The organism is Pigmentiphaga sp. NML030171, assembly GCF_002188635.1.
GTDB classification, from domain to species: Bacteria; Pseudomonadota; Gammaproteobacteria; order Burkholderiales; family Burkholderiaceae_B; genus Pigmentiphaga; species Pigmentiphaga daeguensis.
On sequence record NZ_NINX01000039.1, the window covers coordinates 236,529 to 256,700 of the forward strand.

Below are 20,172 nucleotides of genomic sequence, written 5' to 3' on the forward strand. Positions count from 1 at the left end.
GGGCACCTAGGCCCGCTTGGGGCGGCGGCCCAGGCAGGCCGCGCTGGCCTGGGCCAGCACATCCTGGGCGAACAGCCGTGCATTGAGCGGATGGTCGGCGATCCTGCGCTGGCGGGTGAGCCAGCGCGACAGCTCGGCCACCCGGCCGCGCTCGGCGCGCTCGCCTATCTTCGCACTCTGGGAGGCCAGGTCGGGGAAATAGCGCGCGCCCATGCCGGCCTGGGCCAGGGCCACGTCGATGGCCAGGCGTTGCAGGGCGTCGATCCACTCGGCGGCGGGAATCTTGTCCAGCGCGTCGACGATCTGCCCCAGGTCGGGCGGCTTGCCTTGCGCGAGCGCGGTCACGAAGGTGTCCAGCCATGGCGCCCTGGGCGGAACGCCGGCTTCGGCACGGCGCCAGGCCGCGACCGGCGCCCCCCCGGCGGCGGCCAGTTGCGCGGCCGCGTCCTGGACGCCCTGCTCTTGCAGCCAGGCCAGGGCGGGTTCGGGCGCCGGCGTTCCCAGGGGCAGCCGGCGACAGCGCGACACCAGGGTGGGCAGCAGCCGGTCGGGCGCGTCGGACACGAGCAGGAACACGGTCTGGGGGGGCGGTTCCTCCAGGATCTTCAGGAGGCCGTTGGCTGAAATGGTGTTGAGCGTTTCAGCCGGATACAGCACCACCACCCGCAGGCCGCCCCGGTGCGTGCCGGTATTGGCCCAGGATTCCAGGGCGCGTATCTGCTCGATGCGGATCTCGCGCGAGGGGGCGCGCTTGCCGGCCTTCTTGCCGTCAGCATCGACGGCTTCTTCCTCGGCATCGCCCTCTTCGGCCTGGCCTTCGGCCAGCGCCACGGCTTCGGGACGGACGCGGCGGAAGTCGGGATGGTTGCCCGAGGCATACCAGGTGCAGGCGGGGCACCGCCCGCAGGCCATGCCGTCCTGCGGCGACTCGCACAACAGGCCGGCGGCGGCGGCGCGCGCGAACTCGACCTTGCCTATGCCCGCCAGTCCGTGGATGAGCCAGGCGTGGGCAAAGCGTCGCCGCTGTTCTTCGCCCAGCCAGGCGCGGGCCGTTTCTTCATGCCAGGGATAGAACCGGGGCAGGCTCATGGGCCATCCGCCGCGGCGATGCAGGCCTGCAGCTGGGCGGCCAGCTCCGCCCGGACCGCCTCGATCGGCCGGGTCGAATCGATGATGCGAAAACGCGCCGGATCCGCCTTGGCCCGGGCATGATAGGCCGCGCGCGTGCGTTCGAAAAAGGCGTCGTCCTCGCGCTCGAAACGGTCCAGGGTGCGGCCCCGCCCCAGCCGTTCGCGGGACACTTCCAGCGGGACGTCGAACAACCAGGTCACGTCCGGCTGCAAGTCCCCGTGCACCCATTGCTCCAGCAACGCGATGCGCTCGGCGGCCAGGCCGCGGCCGCCCCCCTGGTAGGCGTAGGTGGCGTCGGTGAAGCGGTCGCAGACCACCCACTGGCCCCGCGCCAGCGCCGGCTCGATCACGGTGCGCACGTGCTCGCAGCGCCCCGCGAACATCAGCAGGGTCTCGGTATCGAGCCGCATGGGTTCGTTCAGCAGCAGCTCGCGCAGTTTCTCGGCCAGCGGCGTGCCGCCGGGCTCGCGGGTCTGCACCACATCCAGGCCGGCCTCGCGCAGCCGGGCCACGAGCCATTCCAGGTGCGTGCTCTTGCCCGCGCCGTCCACGCCCTCGAGCGTGATGAAACGGCCGCGGCGCACCGCCGCGTTCGCGCCGGCGCTCATGGCTGCACCGCCTCGGTCTGCATGGACGGCGGCGGCTGCAACCCCCTGAGCTGGTAGCGCGCGACGTAGCGGTTGTGGCTGTCCAGGGTCTCGGAGAAGGCGCTGGTGCCGTCGCCGCGGGAGACGAAATACAGGTACTTGTGCTTCTCGGGCTGGACCGCGGCCAGCAGCGAGGCCCGGCCCGGGTTCGAGATGGGCGTGGGCGGCAGCCCGCGGCGCGTGTAGGTGTTCCACGGGGTGTCGGCGCGCAGGTCGCGGCGGCGCAGGTTGCCGTCGAAGACCTCGCCCAGGCCGTAGATGACAGTCGGGTCGGTCTGCAGCGGCATGCCGACCCTGAGCCGGTTGACGAACACGCCGGCGATGCGCCGGCGATCGGCCTCCATGCCGGTTTCCTTTTCGATGATGGAGGCCAGGATCAGGACTTCGTACGGCGAGCCCAGCGGCAGGTCCGGATCGCGTTGCGCCCAGATCTCGGCCAGTTCCCGCTGTTGCGCGCGATAGGCGCGGCGCAGGATGTCGATGTCGCTCGAGCCCACGGCGAACAGATAGGTGTCCGGAAAGAACAGCCCTTCGGGATGGCTGGTCGAGGCGCCGATCTTGGCCGTGACCGTGGCGTCGTCGAGGCCGTCCAGGGTCTGGCGCACGTCGGGATGGCGGCGCAGGGCCGCGCGTATCTGGCGGAAGTTCCAGCCCTCGATGAAACGGATCTCGCGCTGCGTGACGTCGCCGCGCGCGAGCCGGTTCAGCAGCGTCCACAGCGAATCGCCGCGCGCCACTTCGTAGCCGCCGGCCTTGATGCGGCGTTCCGTGCCCGTCACGCGCGCATAGGCGATCAGGACCTCGGGCGGCACGGCGATGCCGGCCTCGCGCACCTGCCGGGCGATGCCCCGCATGGTCGTGCCTTCGTCGATGACGAAGTCCACCTTGTCCGCGGGCAGGGAAAGCGGCATGCGCAGCCACGCGACGCCTGCGCCGACGATGGCCAGCGATGCCAGCAACAGCGCGGCGAACGATATGGCCAGCGCGCGTTTCAGGGAAAAATGTCGTTTGGGCATGGGCGCCTATAATACTTCGATCGACCTCATCGACCGTTTCAAGATGTCCGTCCAAGAGATTTTATCCGCGAGCGCGCGGCCGGATGCCGCCCTCGCGCACATCGCGCCGCTGGACCATTTGACCGTGCTCGAAGCCCGGGGTGCAGACACGATCGAATTCCTGCAGGGACAACTGACCCAAGACGTCAAGAAACTCGGCGACGCCGACGCGCGGCTTGCCGGCTATTGCACGGCCAAGGGCCGGCTGCTTGCCAGCGCCATCGTCTGGCGCGCCCAGCCCGATCCCGCCGATCCGGTCCCGCGCGTGCTGGCGCTGGTCGATGCCAGCATCGCCCAGGCGCTGCAGAAGCGCCTGTCCATGTTCGTGCTGCGCGCCAAGGTCAAGCTTGCCGCCACGCCGCTGCGCGTGGCCGGCGTCTGGCGCGGGACCGATGCGGCGGCCCTGCAGGCGGCCGCGGGCGGGTTGCTGCCCGCCGCGCCCTGGTCGCGCGCCGACCTGCCCGACGCCACCTGGATCGCGGCCCCCGCCGCCGACGCGTCGCCGCGCTGGTGGTGGATAGGAACGGACGACGCGCTGCAACGGCTGGGCACCGCGCTGGGGGCCCCGGCGCAGGCCGGCCTGGCCCAGGCCTGGCGCGCCGCCGACATCGCTTCGGGCCTGCCCTGGATCACGGCGCCGACGCAGGACCTGTTCGTGCCGCAGATGGTCAACCTGGAGCTGATCGGCGGGGTCAGCTTCACCAAGGGCTGCTATCCTGGCCAGGAAGTGGTCGCGCGCAGCCACTACCTCGGCAAGCTCAAGCGCCGCATGTTCGCCGGCCATGTCGCCGGCGGGCAGCCGGATCCGCAGGCGCTGGCCGGTGCCGACGTCTTCCAGGAAGGCGACGAGCAGCCCTGCGGCCGCATCGTCAACGCGGCGCGCGAAGGCGGCGGGGTCGCGATCCTGTACGAAAGCTCGCTGGCTGCCGCGCAAGGCCAGGCCCCCCTGCACGCCGGCTCGCCCGCCGGTCCGATCATCCAGCCGCGGGCGCTGCCCTACGCCCTGTCCGACGATACCCGCTCGGCATGAGCCCAGCGCCGGGACCCGCCATGCACAATCTCTACGTCTACTACAAACTGCCGCAAGCCCGGCGCGCCGAGGCCCTGGCGCCCGCCCGCCGGGTGCTCGAGGCCGGCCGCGCCCGGAGCGCCCGGGCGGCCCTCCTGGCGCGCCCCGCCGCCGACGACGGCGTGGTCACCTGGATGGAGGTCTACGAAGACGTGGCCGACGTGCCCGGACTCGAGGCCGCGCTGGCCGAAGCGGTGCAGGCCAGCGGCCTGGCGGCCCTCCTGCTGGCCCCTCGCCGCAGCGAGGTCTTCGTCGACCTGCCCGCCGATCCGGCGGGATGGGAAGACTGACGCCATGTGCCTGATGGCCTTCGCCTGGGATCCGCGCGGTCCGACCACTTTGCTGATGGTGGCCAACCGAGACGAGTTCTATGCCCGGCCCACGGCGCCCGCCGACTGGTGGCAGGATCATCCCGACATCTGGGCCGGACGCGACCTGGCGGCCGGCGGGACCTGGATGGGTATCACGCGGCATGGGCGCTTCGCCGCCATCACGAATTACCGCGAGGGAGGCCGGAACGATCCAGCCGCGCCCTCGCGCGGCGGACTGGTGTCCGGTTTCCTGGCTGGCACCTCGACCCCCGCGGGTTATCTGCGCGACCTGGCCCGGCGTGCCGGGCCCTTCAACGGATTCAACCTGGTGGTGGGGGAATTGTTCGGGCGGAGCCCGTCGCTGTGGTACCTGTCGCATCGCCGCGGCCATTCCGCCACCTCGCCCGAGGCGCTGGCGGCCGGCGTGTACGGCTTGTCGAACGCGGTACTGGACACGCCCTGGCCCAAGGTCGTGCGCACCACCGCCGCGCTGGCCACGCTCAAGGCCACCGAGGCCCGCACGCCGGCCTACCTCCAGATGCTGAGCGACACGACCATCGCGGAAGACACGCAATTGCCCAGCACCGGCATCAGCCTGGAACGCGAGCGGGCCCTGTCGGCCGCCTTCATCATCACGCCCGACTACGGCACGCGGGCCCAGACGGTGATCCAGGCCACCCGCGACGGCCATGTCGAAGTGGCAGAACGCAGCTTCGACAACGCCGAGCAGGCGCGGCTGCTGGTTCCCGCTTCGCTGCGTCAGGCCTCGTTCGAGGTCTCGAACACCGCGCGCAGGTAGTCCACCGAATCGCGGTGCGCCTGCCGCGCCACGCGCAAGGCCCCGCCCATGTTGTAGAAACTGTGGATGGCCCCCTCGTACACCTGGATCCGGACCGGCACCCTGGCCGCTTCCAGTTTGCGTCCGTAGGCCAGCCCTTCGTCCACCAGCGGGTCGCATTCGGCCAGTTGCAGGAAGGCCGGCGCCAGCCCGACGAACTCCGGGGCGTCCAGTACCGCGAAGCGCCAGTCCAGCCGGTCGGCGTCGTCTCGCAGGTACAGGTTGAAGAACCACTGTATCGTGCGCTCGTCCAGCAGGTAGCCGGTGGCGTACGCCCGGTGCGAAGCCGTGTCCTGCCACGCGCTGGTACCCGGGTACAGCAGCACCTGCGCCGCCAGCGGCAGGCCGTCGTCCCGCGCTCGCAGCGCGGCCTGGGCCGTGAGCGTGCCGCCGGCGCTGTCTCCCATGCCGGCCACCCGCGCCGGGTCGATGCCCAGCATGTCATGCCGCTCGAACGCCCACCGCCAGGCGGCGTAGACGTCGTCGGCGGCGGTGGGAAAGCGGTGCTCGGGCGCCAGCCGGTAGTCCAGCGACAACACCTTGCAGCGGGCGCCGTTGGCCAGCATGCGGCAGATGGCGTCGTAGTCGTTCACGCTGCCGACGGTGAAGCCGCCGCCATGCGAGAAAATCACGAGCGGCGCGGGATCCGCGGACAGCATGCCCGTGTACAGGCGGGCGCCTATCGTGGCCCCGTCTCCCACCGGAATGTCCAGGTCGCGCACCGCGGCTACCTCGGCCGCGGCGATTTCCAGCACCTTGCTGGCTTTTTCGTGGACGGCGCGCGCCTGCTGCGGCGTGTACTGCCAATAAGGCGGACGATTGGCCCGCCGCACCCGCGATACGAGATCGGCCACCTGGGGATCCAGGGGCCGCGGGTGCCGCAGCTCAGCCATCGACGCCCTGGTCGCTGCGCTTCCTGATGTACTTGAACGTGCCGCTGGACCGGGCCACCAGCCCGCCCCCCTCGTCCCTGACCTCGGCCTCGCAGAAGGCCATGGTGCTGGAGCGGTGGTAGCACTTGCCGTAGGCCACCAGGTTGCCGGCCTCGCCCGGACGCACGAAGCTGGTGGTCATGTCCACCGTCGCGCTGCCACGCAGCTCCGGATGCAGGGACCGCGCCGCCGTGGCCATGGCCGCATCGAGCATGGTCATCAGCACCCCGCCGTGGCAGACGTGCCAGCTGTTGCAATGCTGCGGCAGGACATCGAGCCGGACCTCGGACTGTCCACCCTCGGCCTTGACCAGCCTGGCGCCCAGCCAGGCCAGGAACGGGATGGGCACATCCGTGACGGTGGCGGGATTCGTGATGGACATCCCCTCTTACCTCGCCACGGGCAGGTCGTAGTCCAGGCAGGCCCGCTCGGCCCGCACCGCCCCCATGAACGGCTTGATCGCCACGTGGCGCGGATGCGCCTGGTAGGCGTCCAGCGCCTCGCGGCTGGCAAACAGCGAGTTCAGGACGACGTCGTGCGTGGCCTCGTGGCCGTCGGCGGCCAGCCCTACCTCGAATTCGAGGATGCCGGGGACGCAATCGCGGCAGCTCTCGAGCAGCCGCCGGACCTTCTGCATGTTGGTCTGGCGGTCGGCGCCTTCGGCTTCGTCCTTGAGTTTCCACATGACGATATGGCGGATCATGGCGGGGTCGGTCCTCTTGCTGGGGCGTGAACGGAATTACCTGCGCGCGACGCGCTGGCCCAGGATGGCCACGACGATCAGGCCGCCGATCACGGTGATGTGCTCGAGCACGACCATCATTTCATGGAACGCGGCCTCGCCCTCGAACTTCCAGAACGGGTGCGCCACCGGAATGGTCAGCACCGTGAACACCGCCAGGGCCCCGGCGCCCAGCCACGCGGCGCGGTTGAAAATGATCAACAGCGATCCACCCAGCTGGACGATGATGGTCAGCACGTTGAACAGCCAGGCCGGTTCGAGCCCGAAATGGCTCATCTCGGCGACCCCGCCCTGGAAATCGAACAGCTTGACCAGGCCGCTGGTCCAGAACATGAACGTCAGGACGATGCGGCCGAACAGCAGCAGCGCGCGCGATTCAAGCAAGGATTGTATCGGTGCAGGTGTCATGGTGGCGGTTCCGGGAAAGAGGGATCATGCCGACGCCCGGGTGCTCCCTTCTTCTCCGCGCGGCGGCGCCAGGCGGCCTTTACCGGCCGCCATGGCGCGCCATCATACTGGAAACAAGTCGTAACGCGGCGTCCCGGCCTCAGAACAGGGTCTTGCCCACCCACCAGGCGCCCGCGGCCACGAGGGCGGAAGCCGGGATGGTCAGGATCCAGGCCCAGACGATGTTGCCCGCCAGCCCCCAGCGCACGGCGTTGAACTTGCGGCTGGAGCCGACGCCGACGATGGCGCCGGTGATGGTGTGGGTGGTCGAGACGGGAATACCCAGGATGGCCGCCAGGAACAGCGTCATCGCGCCGCCCGTCTCGGCGCAGAAGCCCCCCACGGGCTTGAGCTTGGTGATGCGCTGCCCCATGGTCTTGACGATGCGCCAGCCGCCGAACATGGTGCCCAGCGCGATCGCCACGTAGCAGCTGACCACCACCCAGATCGGGACGTGATCCTTGGCCCCCGGGACATTGGCCGCGATCAGCAGCAGCCAGATGATGCCGATGGTCTTCTGCGCGTCGTTGCCGCCGTGTCCCAGGCTGTAGAGCCCGGCCGAAAGCAGTTGCAGGCGGCGAAACCAGCCGTCCACCCGCAGCGGCCGCGTCCGGCGGAACAGCCAGGACACCAGCAGCATCAGGAAGCCGCCCAGCACGAAGCCCAACACCGGGGAAACCACGATGAAGGCGACGATGTAGAGGATTTCCCGGACCATCAGGACGCTGGGGCCGGAGCTGGCCAGGCCCGCGCCCACGATGCCGCCGATGAGCGCGTGCGACGACGAGGACGGAATGCCGAAGAACCAGGTGATCACGTTCCAGGCGATGGCGCCGACCAGCGCCCCGAAGACGACGTAGTGGTCCACCACGCTCGGGTCGATGATGCCTTTGCCGACGGTGGCCGCCACCTTCAGGTGGAAGACGAAAATCGCGACGAAATTAAAAAACGCGGCGAAAACGACCGCGTGATGAGGCTTGAGCACCCCCGTGGAAACCACGGTGGCGATGGAGTTGGCGGCGTCGTGGAACCCATTCATGAAATCGAAAATGAGTGCCAGGACGACCAGGAAGGCAAGCGTGGCGAAGCTGATCTGAAGCGTATCCATGAAATCCTTCCGACTAGGCGTTTTCCAGGACGATGCCTTCGATCAGGTTCGCGACGTCCTCGCACTTGTCGGTGATTTCTTCCAGCAGTTCGTAGATGGCTTTCATCTTGATGAGTTGACGGGTGTCGGCTTCGTCGCGGAACAGGCGGCCCATGCCGCGGCGCATCACCCGGTCGGCATCCGATTCCAGCCGGTCGATCTCTTCGCAGATCTTCATGATGCTGGCCGTATCGTTCAGGTTGTGCAGCAGGCTCACGACCATGTGCAGCCGGTCGCAGCACTGGACCCCGATGTCGGCCAGCGCCCGGGCATCCGGCGTGACGGCGCGGATGTCATAGAGGTTGATGCACTGGGCCGCGTCTTCCATCAGGTCTAGGATGTCGTCCATGGTCGTGATGAGGTTGTGGATCTGGTCCCGGTCCAGCGGCGTGATGAAGGTCTTGTGCAGCATATCGATCGTATCGTGGGTGACCTTGTCGGCCTTCTTCTCCAGCGTCTCGATGTTCTTGACCCGCTCCTCGGCCTGGCCCAGATCGGCCATCAGGGCGGCCAGCTCCCGGCTGCCCTGGCGCGACAGATCGGCATGCGCCGTGAACAGATCGAAAAAGCGGCCCTCTTTGGGCATCAAGCGTCCAAACATCACGTCCTCGCAGTACGCCACGTGACAGTTACATGACGTGTTTAAAAAACCGCGAGAGTGTAGCACCCCCTTCGCGCTTCGCGCGGGGAAGCCCACCCCTACGCGCTGGCGCGCCCCCCCTCAAGGGGGCGATGCGGGTGGACCGGCGGAGCCGGATCCACCCGCATCCTGGGTCTAGTACCCGTTTCTCGGGTTGTGGCGCCGGTGCTTCGCTGGCTGCCAGGCGAAGCACCGGTGATTCAGTCCAAGACAGTTTCCCTAGACCCAGGAAACCGCGGATCTGGCTCCGCCAGTCCGCCGGTTTCGCCCCCTGGGGGGCGCCCGCAGGGCGTAGGGGGGGGCCTAATAATCAGAATCGACGAACGCGTTGCCCGAGAAGTTGGCGAACTTCGTGTACATCCCTTGCCAGGTCAGCCGGACAGTGCCGATCGGGCCGTTACGTTGCTTGCCGATGATGATCTCGGCCGTGCCCTTGTCGGGCGTGTCAGGGTTGTAGACCTCGTCGCGGTACAGGAAGATGATCACGTCCGCGTCCTGCTCGATGGCGCCGGATTCCCGCAGGTCGCTCATCACCGGGCGTTTGTTGGGGCGCTGTTCCAGGCCCCGGTTCAGCTGGGAAAGCGCGATCAGGGGGCAGTTCAGTTCCTTGGCCAGGCCCTTCATCGAGCGGCTGATTTCCGACAGCTCCGACGCCCGGTTCTCGCTGCCGCCACCGCCGTTGCCCGACATCAGCTGCAGGTAGTCGATGATGATCAGGCCCAGCTGGCCGCACTGCCGGGCCAGGCGGCGGGCGCGCGAGCGCAGTTCCATGGGGCTGAGCGCGGGAGTTTCGTCGATGTAGAGCTGGGTATCCTGCATCTTCTGGATGGCGTGCGTCAGCTTGGGCCAGTCCTCGTCCAGCAGCTTGCCCGTGCGCAGGCGCTGCTGGTCCAGGCGGCCGATCGAGCCCAGCACACGCATGGCCAGCTGCGAGGCGCCCATTTCCATGGAGAAGACCGCCACCGGCAAGCCCTCTTCCACCGCCACGTGCTCGCCGATGTTGACCGAGAACGCGGTCTTGCCCATGGAGGGGCGGCCGGCCACGACGATCATGTCGCCCGGCTGCAGCCCCGAGGTCATCTTGTCCAGGTCGGTGAACCCCGTGGGCACGCCGGTGACGTCCGAGGTGCTGTCACGGTGGTAGAGTTCGTCGATGCGCTCGACCACCTGGGTCAACAGCGGCTGCAGCGACAGGAAGCCCGCGCTTCCGCGCGCGCCCTCTTCCGCGATCTTGAAGATCTTGGACTCGGCCTCGTCCAGCAGTTGCCGCGTGTCCTTGCCCTGGGGGTTGAAGGCCGCGGCCGAGATCTCGTCGGCCACGGTGACCAGCCGCCGCAGCACCGCGCGGTCGCGCACGATTTCCGCATAGCGGCGGATATTGGCCGCGGACGGCGTATTCTGCGCCAGCGAATTCAGGTAGGCCAGGCCGCCCGCCTCTTCCGCCTTGCCGGCCGTCTGGAGCGACTCGTGGGTCGTCACCACGTCGGCGGGACGCGCCAGCCCGATCAGCTTGGCCATCTGCTGCCAGATCAGCCTATGGTCGTAGCGATAGAAGTCGTCTTCCTTGAGGATGTCCGCGATGCGGTCCCAGGCGGCGTTGTCCAGCAGCAGGCCGCCCAGCACCGATTGCTCCGCCTCGACCGAGTGAGGCGGGACGCGCAGGGACTCGAGCTGGGGATCGACGGGCGAATTCATAGAGCGGAAAACCTGGTGTTCGAGCATGGGCGGCGGGAATGCCGGCCCACGACAGTTTAGCCCGGCTGGACGGAAGAGGAATCCATCCGCCTGCCCCGGGGGCGACCCCGAAAAAAGAACCCCCCATTCTGTGAAGAAATGGAGGGTTCCTGTGCCGGCGCCATCCAGGAAGGATGCGCTGGCGGTGGACGTCCGGCCGGCTCGGAGAAGCGCGACCGGAGAAGCGTCAGGCGGTTTCGCCGACCACGACCACCGTGATGTTGGCCACGACATCGGTATGCAGGCCGACTTCCAGCGGGAATTCGCCGATGGTCTTGAGCGGGCCGTTGGGCAGGCGAACCATGCCCTTTTCGACCGACTCGAAGCCCGCCTGCTTCAGCGCGGAAGCGACGTCGAAGTTGGTAACCGAGCCGAACAGGCGGCCGTCCACACCCGCCTTCTGGGTGATGGACACCGAGTAGCCTTCCAGCCGCTGGGCCACGGCCTGCGCGGCGGCCAGCTTGTCGGCCTGGGTCTTTTCGAGTTCGGCGCGGCGCGCCTCGAACTCTTTCAGCGCGGCGTCGGTGGCGCGCTTGGCCATCTTCTGGGGAATCAGGAAGTTACGGGCATAGCCGTTCTTCACGCGGACGACGTCACCCAGGTTGCCGAGGTTGACGACTTTTTCGAGCAAGATGATTTGCATGATGGTCTCTCCCGGCAATCAATTGTGGTTGTCGGTGTAGGCCAAGAGCGCCAGGAAGCGGGCGCGCTTGATAGCCGTGTCGAGCTGGCGCTGGTAGTGCGCCTTGGTGCCGGTCAGGCGGGCAGGAATGATCTTGCCGTTTTCCTGGATGAAGTCACGGAGGACTTCGATGTCCTTGTAATCGATCTGGTCGACGCCGGCTGCCGTGAAGCGGCAGAACTTGCGGCGCTTGAACAGCGGATTCTGTTGACCGAACTTCTTCTTTTCCTTGCGTTTGCCGAATGCGGCCATGATGTACCTCTTGGGTATTCAATCCGTTTCACACCTGGGGCTGTCCTGCCGGCCCGCCCTCCTCGCCCTGCCGGACGATGGCGGCCTGCTGGATGTGCAGCCTCAGTCTGCTTGAACCTTTCCGGGTCGGTGCCAGGAACCCTTCGATCCGGATCGACCGGCCCAGCGCCTCGCGCTCGAGCCTGCCGGCCAGATCGCCGACGACGACTGCGTTGACGAGCATCTCGACCCGGCGGGGTCTCCCGCCTTCGATCAGCTCGGATTCGTGGGCAAGCGCCAGTTCCAGCACCGGGATTCCGGCGGGGGTATACCTGAGCGGCTTGCACTCGACCACCTGGGCGGTCAGATGAACCTTGTTCAACGCCGTGTCGTCCGTGGCATCGACGGGCTCCCGCTACGGCGGGCCTGCGATGCGGGCGGTCGGCAACGACCTGTCATGCCAGTCCAGCCGGGGCTCAGGCCTCGGCGGGGGCGGCTTCGGTGGACACCTTGCGGGCCTCCTCGCGCTCGACGATCTTCATCATCGGCGACGGGGCGGTCTCGGCCTTCTTCATCTTGACGACGAGATGGCGCAGCACGGCATCGTTGTAGCGGAAAGCGTGCTCGAGTTCGTCCAGCGTGAGTTGGCCGCACTCGATGTTCATGCACACGTAGTGAGCCTTGACGAGCTTCTGGATCGGGTACGCCAGCTGGCGGCGGCCCCAGTCTTCCAGACGGTGGATCGTGCCGCCCTGGCTGGTGATCAGCGACTTGTAACGGTCGACCATGGCCGGAACCTGCTCGCTCTGGTCCGGGTGAACGATGAAAACTACTTCATAGTGACGCATCGAAGCTCCTTATGGATGGTCCCGCGGGCGTCCGGATGGGGCCCGCTGTAGGCGCAAGTCCGCTCAAGCGTCTAGAGTCGGACAAGGGATCAATCTGGCGAAAAAATGGCTTCCGCCAAAAATCAAGCCCTCTATTATCGCCCGCAGAAGGGCAAAAAGCAAGCCAAAGGCCCGAGAACCGCCGTGCGGCGTGGTTTCGGGGCCCATTTCCGGGCATGGATGCACCGCCGCGGTTGCGGGCTGGCCGGCCTCGCACGGGCGGATCAATACGTGTCGAAGGCGCCCTGGATGTCGTCCATGCCCGCGCCCAGCGCCAGCATCAGCAGCACGCGCGCCTTCCACGGCGACAGCGTACCGGCGCCGGGCAGCCCGCCCGAGGCCGCGACGCAGCCGCTGCCCGTGCGGGTCGCGCGGACCACGGCCACGCCGCCGCGCTCCAGTCCGTCCAGCGCCTCTTGCGCGTCGGCGCTGGCCGAACCGTTGCCGGTCCCGGCCCAGACCAGGCCGCGCGCCCCGGTGGATCCCACCGCCCGGATCAGGGCGGCCGAGCCGCCGGCATAGCCGGCCAGCACCTCGACCGGAGGCAGCGGCGTGGCGGCCGTGAAAGGCGTGGCGCTGGTGTGCGGACGTTCCGGCCGCCCCATCCAGGCGACCCGGCCGTCCTGGACCCAGCCCAGGGCGCCCGCGTTGGGCGAAGCAAAGGCATCGGGCCGGTTGGCATTGGTCTTGGACGCGTCGCGCGCGCCCAGGATCTGGTGGTTGAGCACGACCAGCACGCCGCGCCCGGCCGCCTGCGGATGGGCGGCCACCGTGGCCGCGTCCAGCAGGTTCAGCGGGCCGTCGGGAGACAGCGCGGTCGCCGGGCGCATCGCGCCCACCAGAACCACCGGCCTGTCGGTCTTGAGCACCAGGTGGAGGTAATACGCGCTTTCCTCGAGCGTGTCCGTACCGTGGGTGACGATCACGCCGTCGGCGCCTGCGTCGAGCAGTGACTGCACCCGCCCGGCCAGCGACTGCCAGAAGGCGGGCGTGGCGTTCTTGCTGTCGATGGCCGCGAACTGCTCGGCCCGGATGTCGGCCACTTCGTCCAGGCCTGGCACGCTGGCGCACAGCTCGGCCACGTCCAGCGCGCCGGCGGCATAGGCCATCGTGGCCTGGGGGCGGGCGCCGGCCCCGGCGATGGTGCCGCCGGTGGCGACGATGCAAAGACGTGGCAGGGACATGGCGGACGCGGGCACGGAAGGACGAGAGCCCGATGATACCCGCGGCCGGATTGGCGTTCCCGCGACACTTGCGTTTTTCGCTTGCGTCGCGCATCGATACTGTATAAAAATACAGTTACTGGATAAAACCACAGAAGCCCGACACGCGCCGTCGCCACCCGGTGGCGGGCGCCCCGCCACGGAGCCCGAGATGTCCAAGCTGACCGCACGCCAACAAGAAATCCTGGATCTCATTCGCCAGGCCATCGTCAAGACCGGCTTTCCGCCCACCCGGGCCGAAATCGCCCAGGCGCTGGGCTTTCGCTCGCCCAACGCGGCCGAGGAACACCTGAAGGCGCTGGCGCGCAAGGGCGTACTGGAATTGTCCGCGGGCACCTCCCGCGGGATACGGCTGAAAGACCCCGTCGCGGCCGAACCGCCGCTCCAGCTCACGCACCCCGTGCTGGCGCAACTGGTGCTACCGCTGGTGGGCCGGGTCGCCGCCGGCAGCCCCATCCTGGCCACCGAGCACATCGACAAGGAAATCGGCGTGGACGAGGCCCTGTTCTCGCAGCGGCCCGACTACCTGCTCAAGGTACGCGGCAACAGCATGCGCGACGCCGGCATCCTCGACGGCGACCTGCTCGCGGTCAAGAAGGCCGCCCAGGCCCGCGACGGGCAGATCATCGTGGCCCGCCTGGGCGACGACGTCACCGTCAAGGAACTGCGCTACACCGAAACCGGCCTGAGCCTGCTGCCGGCCAATCCCGACTTCCAACCCATCGAAGTCGATCGCGAGCGCGACGATTTCGCGCTCGAGGGCATCGCCGTCGGCCTGATCCGGGCCGGCCTGGTGCATTGAAGACCCAGACGGACGACCATCATGAAACACTGCACGCCCAGCTCCAGTCTTTCCAGCGGCTTTCCCGCGCTCGACGCCGCCCTGCCCCAGGCCGGATGGCCCGTCGGCGCACTTACCGAAATCCTGGTCCCGCGCGTCGGGCATGGCGAGTTGAACCTGCTCGGCCCGCTGCTGAGCCGGCTCACCAAGGCCGGCCGCACGGTGGCCTTGCTGGTGCCGCCGTACTTGTCCTACGCCCCCGCGCTGATCCAGCACGGCGTTTCGCTGGAATGCGTCAAGCTCGTGCGCACCGACCACCCCCTGGACGGCCTGGACCAGCTGGAATCCGGCGTGCGGGCGGGCGAGTTCGCGGCGCTGGTCGCCATCCTGCCCCCTGACCAGGCGGCCGCGCAATCCGAAAGCACGGTGCGCCGCCTGTACATGGCCGCGCGGCTGGCCGCCTGCCCCGCCTTCCTGTTCCATACCTGCAGCACGCCCGCCACGACCTCGGCATCCCAATTGCGGCTGCTGGCGGACATGAGCCAGGCCGGCCAGATCCGGCTCCAGCGCATCGCGCCGGCTGCCCAGGGCGGCGAAGGCGCGGTCACGCTGGACATCGGCCAGCAAACGGTGCGTGCGGGGTTCAAGCCGGGGTTCAAACGTGCGGCCGGGCTCGCCGCGGCGGGAACGCACACGCGCACCGCCGAGGAAACGGACACGCATGGCACGGATGCGGATACGCTGCCGGCGCAACGGCCCATCATCCCGCGAACCGGGCAACATGGGCCGCATGCCAAACCGACTCCCGCGAATCGCAGCCCGTGGCCCTTCAAGCAACGTCGCGGCGCAAGCAGCAGCCGAAGCTATCCTTCCGCACTGGCGCTGCTGTTTTCTCGAGGCTGGAACGCCTGAGTCTCCCTACGGCACTCGCAGCAGGATAAGACTGCTGCGGAGCCTGTGCTCCGATGCTCCATTGCCCACGAATTTTTGAAATTCGTGGGCTTTTTTACGTCTCACCGGCGGATCTACGCACTTGCGGAAGTTGTTGTAAGCCAGCAATCCCCCCCCATTTGGAGTACGTATTTTTTCGTACTCATTGCTAGGCTGGTTGCTCCACTCCCCTCGCTGCGCCAATCCCGGAAGAGGCCATCATGCAAGCGAAATCCCACGTCCTCCACGCCCTTGCGGTACTTGCCACGGCTGCGGCCGCATCCGTCTGGTGTGCCAGCGCGGCTGCCCAAGGCGTCTCGATCGGAGGCTCGGGTTCAAGCTCGGGTTCGGACGGCCCCCGTGCCGTCGAGGAACAGTCCGCAGCCATCAGCTACAGCTCTCGCGCGGCGGCCTGCGCACGGGCCAAGTCCCGCGCCTCGGAGTTCGCCCAGCGCAAGAGCAACTTCAAGGACATCAGTCTGGGCGCCTGCGACTGCTCCTCCACCAAGACCAAGCCGTGGCAGCCAGCATTGCAGGCTCAATACGCGATGGAAACAGGCATGCCCCCTCCCACAGGTCCTGTCGACACCCACGAATGCACGGTCACCGCCCGTATTTCGCTCAAATAGCCGCCAGAGACGAGCCATGAAGAAACGCGGGAAAACCAGGGGCCGATCAATGGCGGCAATGGCCGGTCTGATCGCATGGGCGGCATGCTGGCCGGCTTATGCCTTTAGCGAGTCAGATCCACTAGACAATGGCTATGGAACCCCCGGCGACTACTCCCAAGACTACGAAGTCCTGTCCGAAAGAATCGTTTTCCACAGCAGGCTGATCAGCAACAAAAGAATGTACACCGGAGGGGAAATCAATAGAAAAACCGGCCGAATAAGCATTGAAACCACGGAGATGGCTAACAACTTCAGCGGCGTATGCAGCGTGGGAAGCTATGTCCCGGACACCAAGTTTTGAGCGCCGCCCTGACAGGATCAGCGGCAGATTGAACACTCCGCTTGCCAGCGGCCAGTGCAGGAAAATCGAGGCGTCCGAGAAACTGTTCTGACGCCTCCCGGCCGTTCTACTTCGCCGCCCGCTGTCTGAGCGTCTCGTACATGCAGACGGCCGACGCCACGCTGACGTTCAGGCTTTCCACGGACCCTTGCATGGGGATCCGGACCAGTTGATCGCAGGTGTCGCGGGTCAGGCGGCGCATGCCCTCGCCTTCGGCGCCCATGACCCAGGCGATGGGCTGGCGAGCGTCCACGTCGTACATGGTCTCGGTGGCTTCGTCGTCGGTCCCGACCACCCAGACGCCGCGCTCCTTCAGGCTGCGCATGGTCCGAGCCAGATTGGTCACGGTCAGGTAGGGAACGCTGTCTGCGGCCCCGCAGGCCACGCGCTGGACGGTCGTGTTCAGGCCCACGGCCCGGTCGCGGGGCGCGATCACCGCATGGACGCCGGCCCCGTCCGCGGTTCTCAGGCAGGCACCCAGGTTGTGCGGATCGGTGACGCCGTCCAGCACCAGCAGGAAGGCCGGGCCCTCGGCATCGTCCAGCACTTCATCCACGTCCATCGCCAATTCCAGCGACTCCGCCAGCGCGACCACGCCCTGGTGGCGCTGCCCCTTGGCCAGCCCGTCCAGGCGCGTCTGCGCCACGGGATGCACCTTGCATCCGGCGGCCTGGGCTTGTTCGACCAGCGTCAGCATGCGCCGGTCGCGGCGTGCCTCCTCGACGTAGATATCCTTGATCGACGCCGGCGCATGGCGCAGCCGTGCGGCCACCGCGTGGAATCCGACCAAAACCTGGCTTGCTGCCATCTTTCACCCCGACATGAATACCTGCCGCGACGCGGCGGCAAAAACGACGCGGCGCTGCCCCAGGCAGCGCCGCAATGCCGTTATTAGACCAGAGATTCAGTGCCGCTTGCCGCGGCCATGCTTGGCCGCCGCGCGCTTGCCGCTGCGCGCGCTGGCGGGTTTCTCCGGAGCGGCGTGCTTCTTTGCCGCGGCCTTCTTGCCCTTGGGCATCTTCGACATGTCGGTCAGCAGCACGGCCTTGGGCTTGGCCGGCTTGCGCTCGGGCGCGGGCGCGCTGTCGCGCTTGATGGCCTTGCGCAGTCCCTCGTAGGTCACGCCCTTGACCAGCTTGAATTCGATGCGGCGTGCCTCGAGGTCGACGCGGGCCACCTGCACCTGCATCTTGTCGGTCAGGCGATAGCGCATACCCGTACGTTCGCCGCGCAGCTCGTGCAGGCCGTCGTTGAACTGGAAGTACTCTGCGCCCAGTTCGGACACGTGGACCAACCCTTCGACGTGGAGTTCGTCCAGCGTGACGAACACGCCGAAAGGCGCGACGCCGGTGACCGTGCCGCTGAAGACGTCGCCCACGCGTTCGCGCATGTACCAGCACTTGAGCCAGGCCTCGACGTCGCGCGAGGCATCGTCGGCGCGCCGTTCATTGGCCGAGCAGAACAGGCCCAGTTTTTCCCACAGGGCGTGCTCCTGCTCCTTGGCGGTGCCAGGCATGACCGGCATGTCTTCCAGCGCGTTGGGGACATAGCGCTTGCCGTGCAGCAGCGCCTTGATCACGCGATGGGTAAGCAGGTCGGGATAGCGCCGGATCGGCGAGGTGAAGTGGGCATAGGCCGGATAGGCCAGGCCGAAGTGGCCGACGTTGTCCGGGCTGTACATCGCCTGCTGCATGGACCGCAGTGCCATGGTCTGCAGCAGCGGCGCGTCGGGCCGGTTCTTGGCGCTGGCCAGCAGCGCCGAGTAATCGGCCGCGGCCGGTTTGTCGCCGCCGCCCAGCGACAGGCCGAGCGTTTTCAGGAAGTCGCGCAGGGCCTGCAGTTTTTCCGGGGTGGGCCCTTCATGGATGCGGTAGAGCCCCGGATGCTTGCTGCGCTCCATGAAGTCGGCCGCGCAGGTGTTGGCGGCCAGCATGCATTCCTCGATCAGTTTGTGGGCATCGTTGCGCACGTAGGGAACGATGCTCTGGATGCGGCCCAGTTCATTGCAGACGATCTTGGTCTCGACCGTGTCGAAGTCGATCGCGCCCCGCTTCTCGCGGGCCAGCGCCAGCAACTGGTACAACGCATAGAGGTCCTGGATCTGCGGCAGGACGTCCGCATGCTTGCGCGCGGCCGGCCCGTCGGGCTGCTGCAGCGCCGCCCAGACCTCGGTATAGGTGGTGCGCGCATGCGAGTGCATGACGGCGTTGTAGAACTGGTAGGCCTGGACCGTCCCGCCCTTGGCGCCGGTGGCGGGAATCACCATGTCGCACACCAGCACCAGCCGGTCGACGTTGGGATTCAGCGAGCACAGGCCGTTGGAGAGTTTTTCCGGCAGCATGGGGATGACCTTGCGCGGAAAATACACGCTGGTGCTGCGCTCGAGCGCATCGGCGTCCAGCGCGTCGCCGGGCGTGACGTAGTGCGCCACGTCGGCGATGGCGACGATCAGCCGCCACCCTGCCCGCTTGCGGGCCCCCGTGCCCAGTTCCACGCGTTCGCAGTAGACGGCGTCGTCGAAGTCGCGGGCATCCTCGCCGTCTATGGTGATCAGCGGAACGTCGCGCAGGTCGTAGCGTCCGGCCAGGTCGCCCTTGACCACCTCGGCGGGCAGGCGCTCGGCGCGCGCCAGCGCCTTGGCCGAGAACTCATGCGGCACGTCGAACTTGCGGACGGCGATCTCGATCTCCATCCCGGGATCGTCGATCTCGCCCAGGATCTCGACCACGCGGCCCAGCGGCTGCGTATGCCGCGTGGGCTGCTCGATGATCTCGACCGTGACGACCTGGCCGTGCTGCGCCTGGGCGGTTTCGCCGGGCGGCACGAGGATGTCGTGCTTGATCCGCTGGTCCTCGGGCACCACGATCGAGAGGCCCCGCTCGTTCAGGAAACGCCCCACCAGCTTGTTGGTGCGCCGCTCCAGCACCTCGACGATGGTGCCTTCGGGCTTGCCGCGGTAGTCGCTGCCGGCCGGCCGCACCAGCACGCGGTCGCCGTGCAGGACCTTCAGCATTTCCTTGGGCGGCAGGAAAAGGTCGGTCTGGCCGTCGTCGCGGATCAGGAAGCCGAAACCGTCGCGGTGCCCCTGTACGCGGCCGGCGATGAAGTCGAGCTTGGTCGACAGCAGCAGCGCGCCCTTGCGGTTCTGCATCAACTGGCCGTCGCGCTCCATGGCGGCGAGCCGGCGCTCGAAGCCCACGCTGCCCGGGTCCACACCCAGTCGACGCGCCAGTTCCGCCGGAGCGATGGGGGCATTCGCCTCCCGCAGCAATCCTAGGATTTGCTCGCGAGTGGGCACGTCGGGATCGAAGTCCGCGGGCGTAGAGGGAAGATTGTTATGGGATCGAGTTGTCAAAGTTTCAGGTTCTCTTTATAATGCGCAGCTTCTGTTGCTACTGCCCCGCATGCAACGGTACACGCAAGGAATAACTTGAGTTTACCGCAGCAAATGTTAGGCCGTTGCGACAATGCCCAGATGGCGGAATTGGTAGACGCACTAGTTTCAGGTACTAGCGCTTAGCGGCGTGGAGGTTCGAGTCCTCTTCTGGGCACCAATTCTTTGGCAGGCGCAAGCCTTCCAGGTAGTTGGAAATCCGAGTTGGAATACCCGCTCGAAGGGTGGTTTTGGTTGTACGGCAGTGCCCAGGTGGCGGAATTGGTAGACGCACTAGTTTCAGGTACTAGCGCTTAACGGCGTGGAGGTTCGAGTCCTCTCCTGGGCACCAACTGATGGC

General features: G+C 67.5%; 24 protein-coding genes and 2 tRNA genes. 9 read left to right on the plus strand and 17 right to left on the minus strand.

Features of this window, described 5'->3' with window-relative positions; all coding sequences use genetic code 11:
* Positions 1-6: 6 nt before the first annotated feature.
* Genes holB through mltG form a run of 3 tightly spaced genes read right to left on the minus strand, consistent with a single transcriptional unit; the run spans position 7 to position 2,794 of the window.
* Positions 7-1,089 carry a DNA polymerase III subunit delta' gene (holB, locus tag CDO46_RS19760; protein ID WP_087840176.1) on the minus strand — a complete coding sequence of 361 codons (1,083 nt, stop codon included), beginning with the start codon at positions 1,087-1,089 and terminating at the stop codon, positions 7-9.
* A complete protein-coding gene (gene tmk / locus CDO46_RS19765) occupies positions 1,086-1,739 on the minus strand; it encodes a dTMP kinase (RefSeq protein ID WP_087840177.1) in 654 nt (217 codons plus the stop codon). The genes holB and tmk overlap by 4 nt, the downstream gene beginning before the upstream one ends.
* Entirely contained in the window at positions 1,736-2,794 is a 1,059-nt protein-coding gene (gene mltG, locus CDO46_RS19770) for an endolytic transglycosylase MltG (RefSeq protein ID WP_087840178.1), read from the minus strand. The genes tmk and mltG overlap by 4 nt, the downstream gene beginning before the upstream one ends.
* On the opposite strand from mltG, the gene CDO46_RS19775 reads away from it, so the two are divergent.
* From CDO46_RS19775 to CDO46_RS19785, 3 genes are read left to right on the plus strand one after another with little or no spacing between them, the layout of a single operon-like run.
* Positions 2,793-3,863, plus strand: a complete 1,071-nt coding sequence (locus tag CDO46_RS19775; RefSeq protein WP_254914641.1) for a folate-binding protein YgfZ — start codon at positions 2,793-2,795, stop codon at positions 3,861-3,863. The genes mltG and CDO46_RS19775 overlap by 2 nt on opposite strands.
* 20 nt (positions 3,864-3,883) lie before the next feature.
* Entirely contained in the window at positions 3,884-4,192 is a 309-nt protein-coding gene (locus tag CDO46_RS19780; RefSeq protein ID WP_165962994.1) for a DUF4936 family protein, read from the plus strand.
* A 13-nt stretch (positions 4,193-4,205) separates the two neighbouring features.
* Complete coding sequence (locus CDO46_RS19785; RefSeq protein WP_338618951.1) at positions 4,206-5,012, plus strand: NRDE family protein; 807 nt, start codon at positions 4,206-4,208, stop codon at positions 5,010-5,012.
* On the opposite strand, the gene CDO46_RS19790 is transcribed toward CDO46_RS19785, so the two are convergent.
* From CDO46_RS19790 to CDO46_RS19845, 12 genes are all read right to left on the minus strand, one after another.
* The gene (locus CDO46_RS19790) at positions 4,973-5,944 is read right to left on the minus strand and encodes an alpha/beta hydrolase (protein WP_087840181.1); all 972 of its coding nucleotides are present in this window, start codon (positions 5,942-5,944) and stop codon (positions 4,973-4,975) included. The two genes, CDO46_RS19785 and CDO46_RS19790, sit on opposite strands and share 40 nt — an antisense overlap.
* The gene (locus tag CDO46_RS19795) at positions 5,937-6,365 is read right to left on the minus strand and encodes a PaaI family thioesterase (protein ID WP_087840182.1); all 429 of its coding nucleotides are present in this window, start codon (positions 6,363-6,365) and stop codon (positions 5,937-5,939) included. Before CDO46_RS19795 ends, CDO46_RS19790 begins: the two co-directional genes overlap by 8 nt.
* Positions 6,366-6,371: 6 nt before the next feature.
* Positions 6,372-6,686: a Dabb family protein gene (locus CDO46_RS19800; RefSeq protein ID WP_087840183.1), complete on the minus strand. Its 315-nt coding sequence runs from the start codon at positions 6,684-6,686 to the stop codon at positions 6,372-6,374.
* 36 nt (positions 6,687-6,722) lie between these two features.
* A complete protein-coding gene (locus CDO46_RS19805; protein ID WP_243724351.1) occupies positions 6,723-7,109 on the minus strand; it encodes a DoxX family protein in 387 nt (128 codons plus the stop codon).
* A gap of 163 nt (positions 7,110-7,272) precedes the next feature.
* Positions 7,273-8,280 carry an inorganic phosphate transporter gene (locus CDO46_RS19810; protein ID WP_087840185.1) on the minus strand — a complete coding sequence of 336 codons (1,008 nt, stop codon included), beginning with the start codon at positions 8,278-8,280 and terminating at the stop codon, positions 7,273-7,275.
* 13 nt (positions 8,281-8,293) lie between these two features.
* Positions 8,294-8,920: a DUF47 domain-containing protein gene (locus CDO46_RS19815; protein WP_087840186.1), complete on the minus strand. Its 627-nt coding sequence runs from the start codon at positions 8,918-8,920 to the stop codon at positions 8,294-8,296.
* Positions 8,921-9,262: 342 nt separating this feature from the next.
* Positions 9,263-10,654, minus strand: a complete 1,392-nt coding sequence (locus tag CDO46_RS19820; protein WP_087840187.1) for a replicative DNA helicase — start codon at positions 10,652-10,654, stop codon at positions 9,263-9,265.
* A 226-nt stretch (positions 10,655-10,880) separates the two neighbouring features.
* Positions 10,881-11,336 (minus strand): 50S ribosomal protein L9, encoded by a 456-nt coding sequence (rplI, locus tag CDO46_RS19825; RefSeq protein ID WP_087840188.1) that lies wholly within the window; start codon positions 11,334-11,336, stop codon positions 10,881-10,883.
* Between the two features lie 18 nt (positions 11,337-11,354).
* Positions 11,355-11,627: a 30S ribosomal protein S18 gene (rpsR, locus tag CDO46_RS19830; protein ID WP_087780204.1), complete on the minus strand. Its 273-nt coding sequence runs from the start codon at positions 11,625-11,627 to the stop codon at positions 11,355-11,357.
* Positions 11,628-11,655: 28 nt separating this feature from the next.
* The gene (gene priB, locus CDO46_RS19835) at positions 11,656-11,988 is read right to left on the minus strand and encodes a primosomal replication protein N (RefSeq protein WP_087840189.1); all 333 of its coding nucleotides are present in this window, start codon (positions 11,986-11,988) and stop codon (positions 11,656-11,658) included.
* A gap of 94 nt (positions 11,989-12,082) precedes the next feature.
* Entirely contained in the window at positions 12,083-12,454 is a 372-nt protein-coding gene (gene rpsF, locus CDO46_RS19840; RefSeq protein ID WP_087840190.1) for a 30S ribosomal protein S6, read from the minus strand.
* Between the two features lie 263 nt (positions 12,455-12,717).
* Positions 12,718-13,677, minus strand: coding sequence for an asparaginase (locus tag CDO46_RS19845; RefSeq protein ID WP_087840191.1), 960 nt, complete (start codon positions 13,675-13,677; stop codon positions 12,718-12,720).
* 190 nt (positions 13,678-13,867) lie between these two features.
* Between CDO46_RS19845 and lexA the strand changes: the two genes are divergently transcribed.
* The 4 genes from lexA (at position 13,868) to CDO46_RS28090 (ending at position 16,399) form a co-directional block, all read left to right on the plus strand.
* Positions 13,868-14,518, plus strand: a complete 651-nt coding sequence (gene lexA / locus CDO46_RS19850) for a transcriptional repressor LexA (protein WP_087840192.1) — start codon at positions 13,868-13,870, stop codon at positions 14,516-14,518.
* Positions 14,519-14,539: 21 nt separating this feature from the next.
* Entirely contained in the window at positions 14,540-15,409 is an 870-nt protein-coding gene (locus tag CDO46_RS19855) for a hypothetical protein (protein ID WP_087840193.1), read from the plus strand.
* A gap of 239 nt (positions 15,410-15,648) precedes the next feature.
* Entirely contained in the window at positions 15,649-16,056 is a 408-nt protein-coding gene (locus CDO46_RS28085; protein ID WP_132978874.1) for a hypothetical protein, read from the plus strand.
* A 16-nt stretch (positions 16,057-16,072) separates the two neighbouring features.
* Entirely contained in the window at positions 16,073-16,399 is a 327-nt protein-coding gene (locus tag CDO46_RS28090; protein ID WP_140416885.1) for a hypothetical protein, read from the plus strand.
* 106 nt (positions 16,400-16,505) lie between these two features.
* Here the strand turns inward: CDO46_RS28090 and rlmB are convergent, their stop codons facing one another.
* Positions 16,506-17,246 carry a 23S rRNA (guanosine(2251)-2'-O)-methyltransferase RlmB gene (gene rlmB, locus CDO46_RS19860; RefSeq protein WP_087840194.1) on the minus strand — a complete coding sequence of 247 codons (741 nt, stop codon included), beginning with the start codon at positions 17,244-17,246 and terminating at the stop codon, positions 16,506-16,508.
* 96 nt (positions 17,247-17,342) lie between these two features.
* Positions 17,343-19,793 carry a ribonuclease R gene (gene rnr, locus CDO46_RS19865; protein WP_087840195.1) on the minus strand — a complete coding sequence of 817 codons (2,451 nt, stop codon included), beginning with the start codon at positions 19,791-19,793 and terminating at the stop codon, positions 17,343-17,345.
* A gap of 114 nt (positions 19,794-19,907) precedes the next feature.
* Between rnr and CDO46_RS19870 the strand changes: the two genes are divergently transcribed.
* Positions 19,908-19,992, plus strand: a tRNA-Leu gene (locus CDO46_RS19870).
* Positions 19,993-20,078: 86 nt separating this feature from the next.
* A tRNA-Leu gene (locus CDO46_RS19875) sits at positions 20,079-20,163 on the plus strand.
* Positions 20,164-20,172 lie beyond the last annotated feature (9 nt).

Bases quoted from the DNA above. Each gene is read 5' to 3' on its own strand.
- holB (WP_087840176.1), bottom strand. From the start codon at position 1,089: ATGAGCCTGCCCCGGTTCTATCCCTGGCATGAAGAAACGGCCCGCGCC.
- tmk (WP_087840177.1), bottom strand. From the start codon at position 1,739: ATGAGCGCCGGCGCGAACGCGGCGGTGCGCCGCGGCCGTTTCATCACG.
- CDO46_RS19775 (WP_254914641.1), top strand. From the start codon at position 2,793: ATGGGCGCCTATAATACTTCGATCGACCTCATCGACCGTTTCAAGATG.
- mltG (WP_087840178.1), bottom strand. From the start codon at position 2,794: ATGCCCAAACGACATTTTTCCCTGAAACGCGCGCTGGCCATATCGTTC.
- CDO46_RS19780 (WP_165962994.1), top strand. From the start codon at position 3,884: ATGCACAATCTCTACGTCTACTACAAACTGCCGCAAGCCCGGCGCGCC.
- CDO46_RS19785 (WP_338618951.1), top strand. From the start codon at position 4,206: ATGGCCTTCGCCTGGGATCCGCGCGGTCCGACCACTTTGCTGATGGTG.
- CDO46_RS19790 (WP_087840181.1), bottom strand. From the start codon at position 5,944: ATGGCTGAGCTGCGGCACCCGCGGCCCCTGGATCCCCAGGTGGCCGAT.
- CDO46_RS19795 (WP_087840182.1), bottom strand. From the start codon at position 6,365: ATGTCCATCACGAATCCCGCCACCGTCACGGATGTGCCCATCCCGTTC.
- CDO46_RS19800 (WP_087840183.1), bottom strand. From the start codon at position 6,686: ATGATCCGCCATATCGTCATGTGGAAACTCAAGGACGAAGCCGAAGGC.
- CDO46_RS19810 (WP_087840185.1), bottom strand. From the start codon at position 8,280: ATGGATACGCTTCAGATCAGCTTCGCCACGCTTGCCTTCCTGGTCGTC.
- CDO46_RS19815 (WP_087840186.1), bottom strand. From the start codon at position 8,920: ATGTTTGGACGCTTGATGCCCAAAGAGGGCCGCTTTTTCGATCTGTTC.
- CDO46_RS19820 (WP_087840187.1), bottom strand. From the start codon at position 10,654: ATGAATTCGCCCGTCGATCCCCAGCTCGAGTCCCTGCGCGTCCCGCCT.
- rplI (WP_087840188.1), bottom strand. From the start codon at position 11,336: ATGCAAATCATCTTGCTCGAAAAAGTCGTCAACCTCGGCAACCTGGGT.
- rpsR (WP_087780204.1), bottom strand. From the start codon at position 11,627: ATGGCCGCATTCGGCAAACGCAAGGAAAAGAAGAAGTTCGGTCAACAG.
- rpsF (WP_087840190.1), bottom strand. From the start codon at position 12,454: ATGCGTCACTATGAAGTAGTTTTCATCGTTCACCCGGACCAGAGCGAG.
- CDO46_RS19845 (WP_087840191.1), bottom strand. From the start codon at position 13,677: ATGTCCCTGCCACGTCTTTGCATCGTCGCCACCGGCGGCACCATCGCC.
- lexA (WP_087840192.1), top strand. From the start codon at position 13,868: ATGTCCAAGCTGACCGCACGCCAACAAGAAATCCTGGATCTCATTCGC.
- CDO46_RS19855 (WP_087840193.1), top strand. From the start codon at position 14,540: ATGAAACACTGCACGCCCAGCTCCAGTCTTTCCAGCGGCTTTCCCGCG.
- CDO46_RS28085 (WP_132978874.1), top strand. From the start codon at position 15,649: ATGCAAGCGAAATCCCACGTCCTCCACGCCCTTGCGGTACTTGCCACG.
- CDO46_RS28090 (WP_140416885.1), top strand. From the start codon at position 16,073: ATGAAGAAACGCGGGAAAACCAGGGGCCGATCAATGGCGGCAATGGCC.
- rlmB (WP_087840194.1), bottom strand. From the start codon at position 17,246: ATGGCAGCAAGCCAGGTTTTGGTCGGATTCCACGCGGTGGCCGCACGG.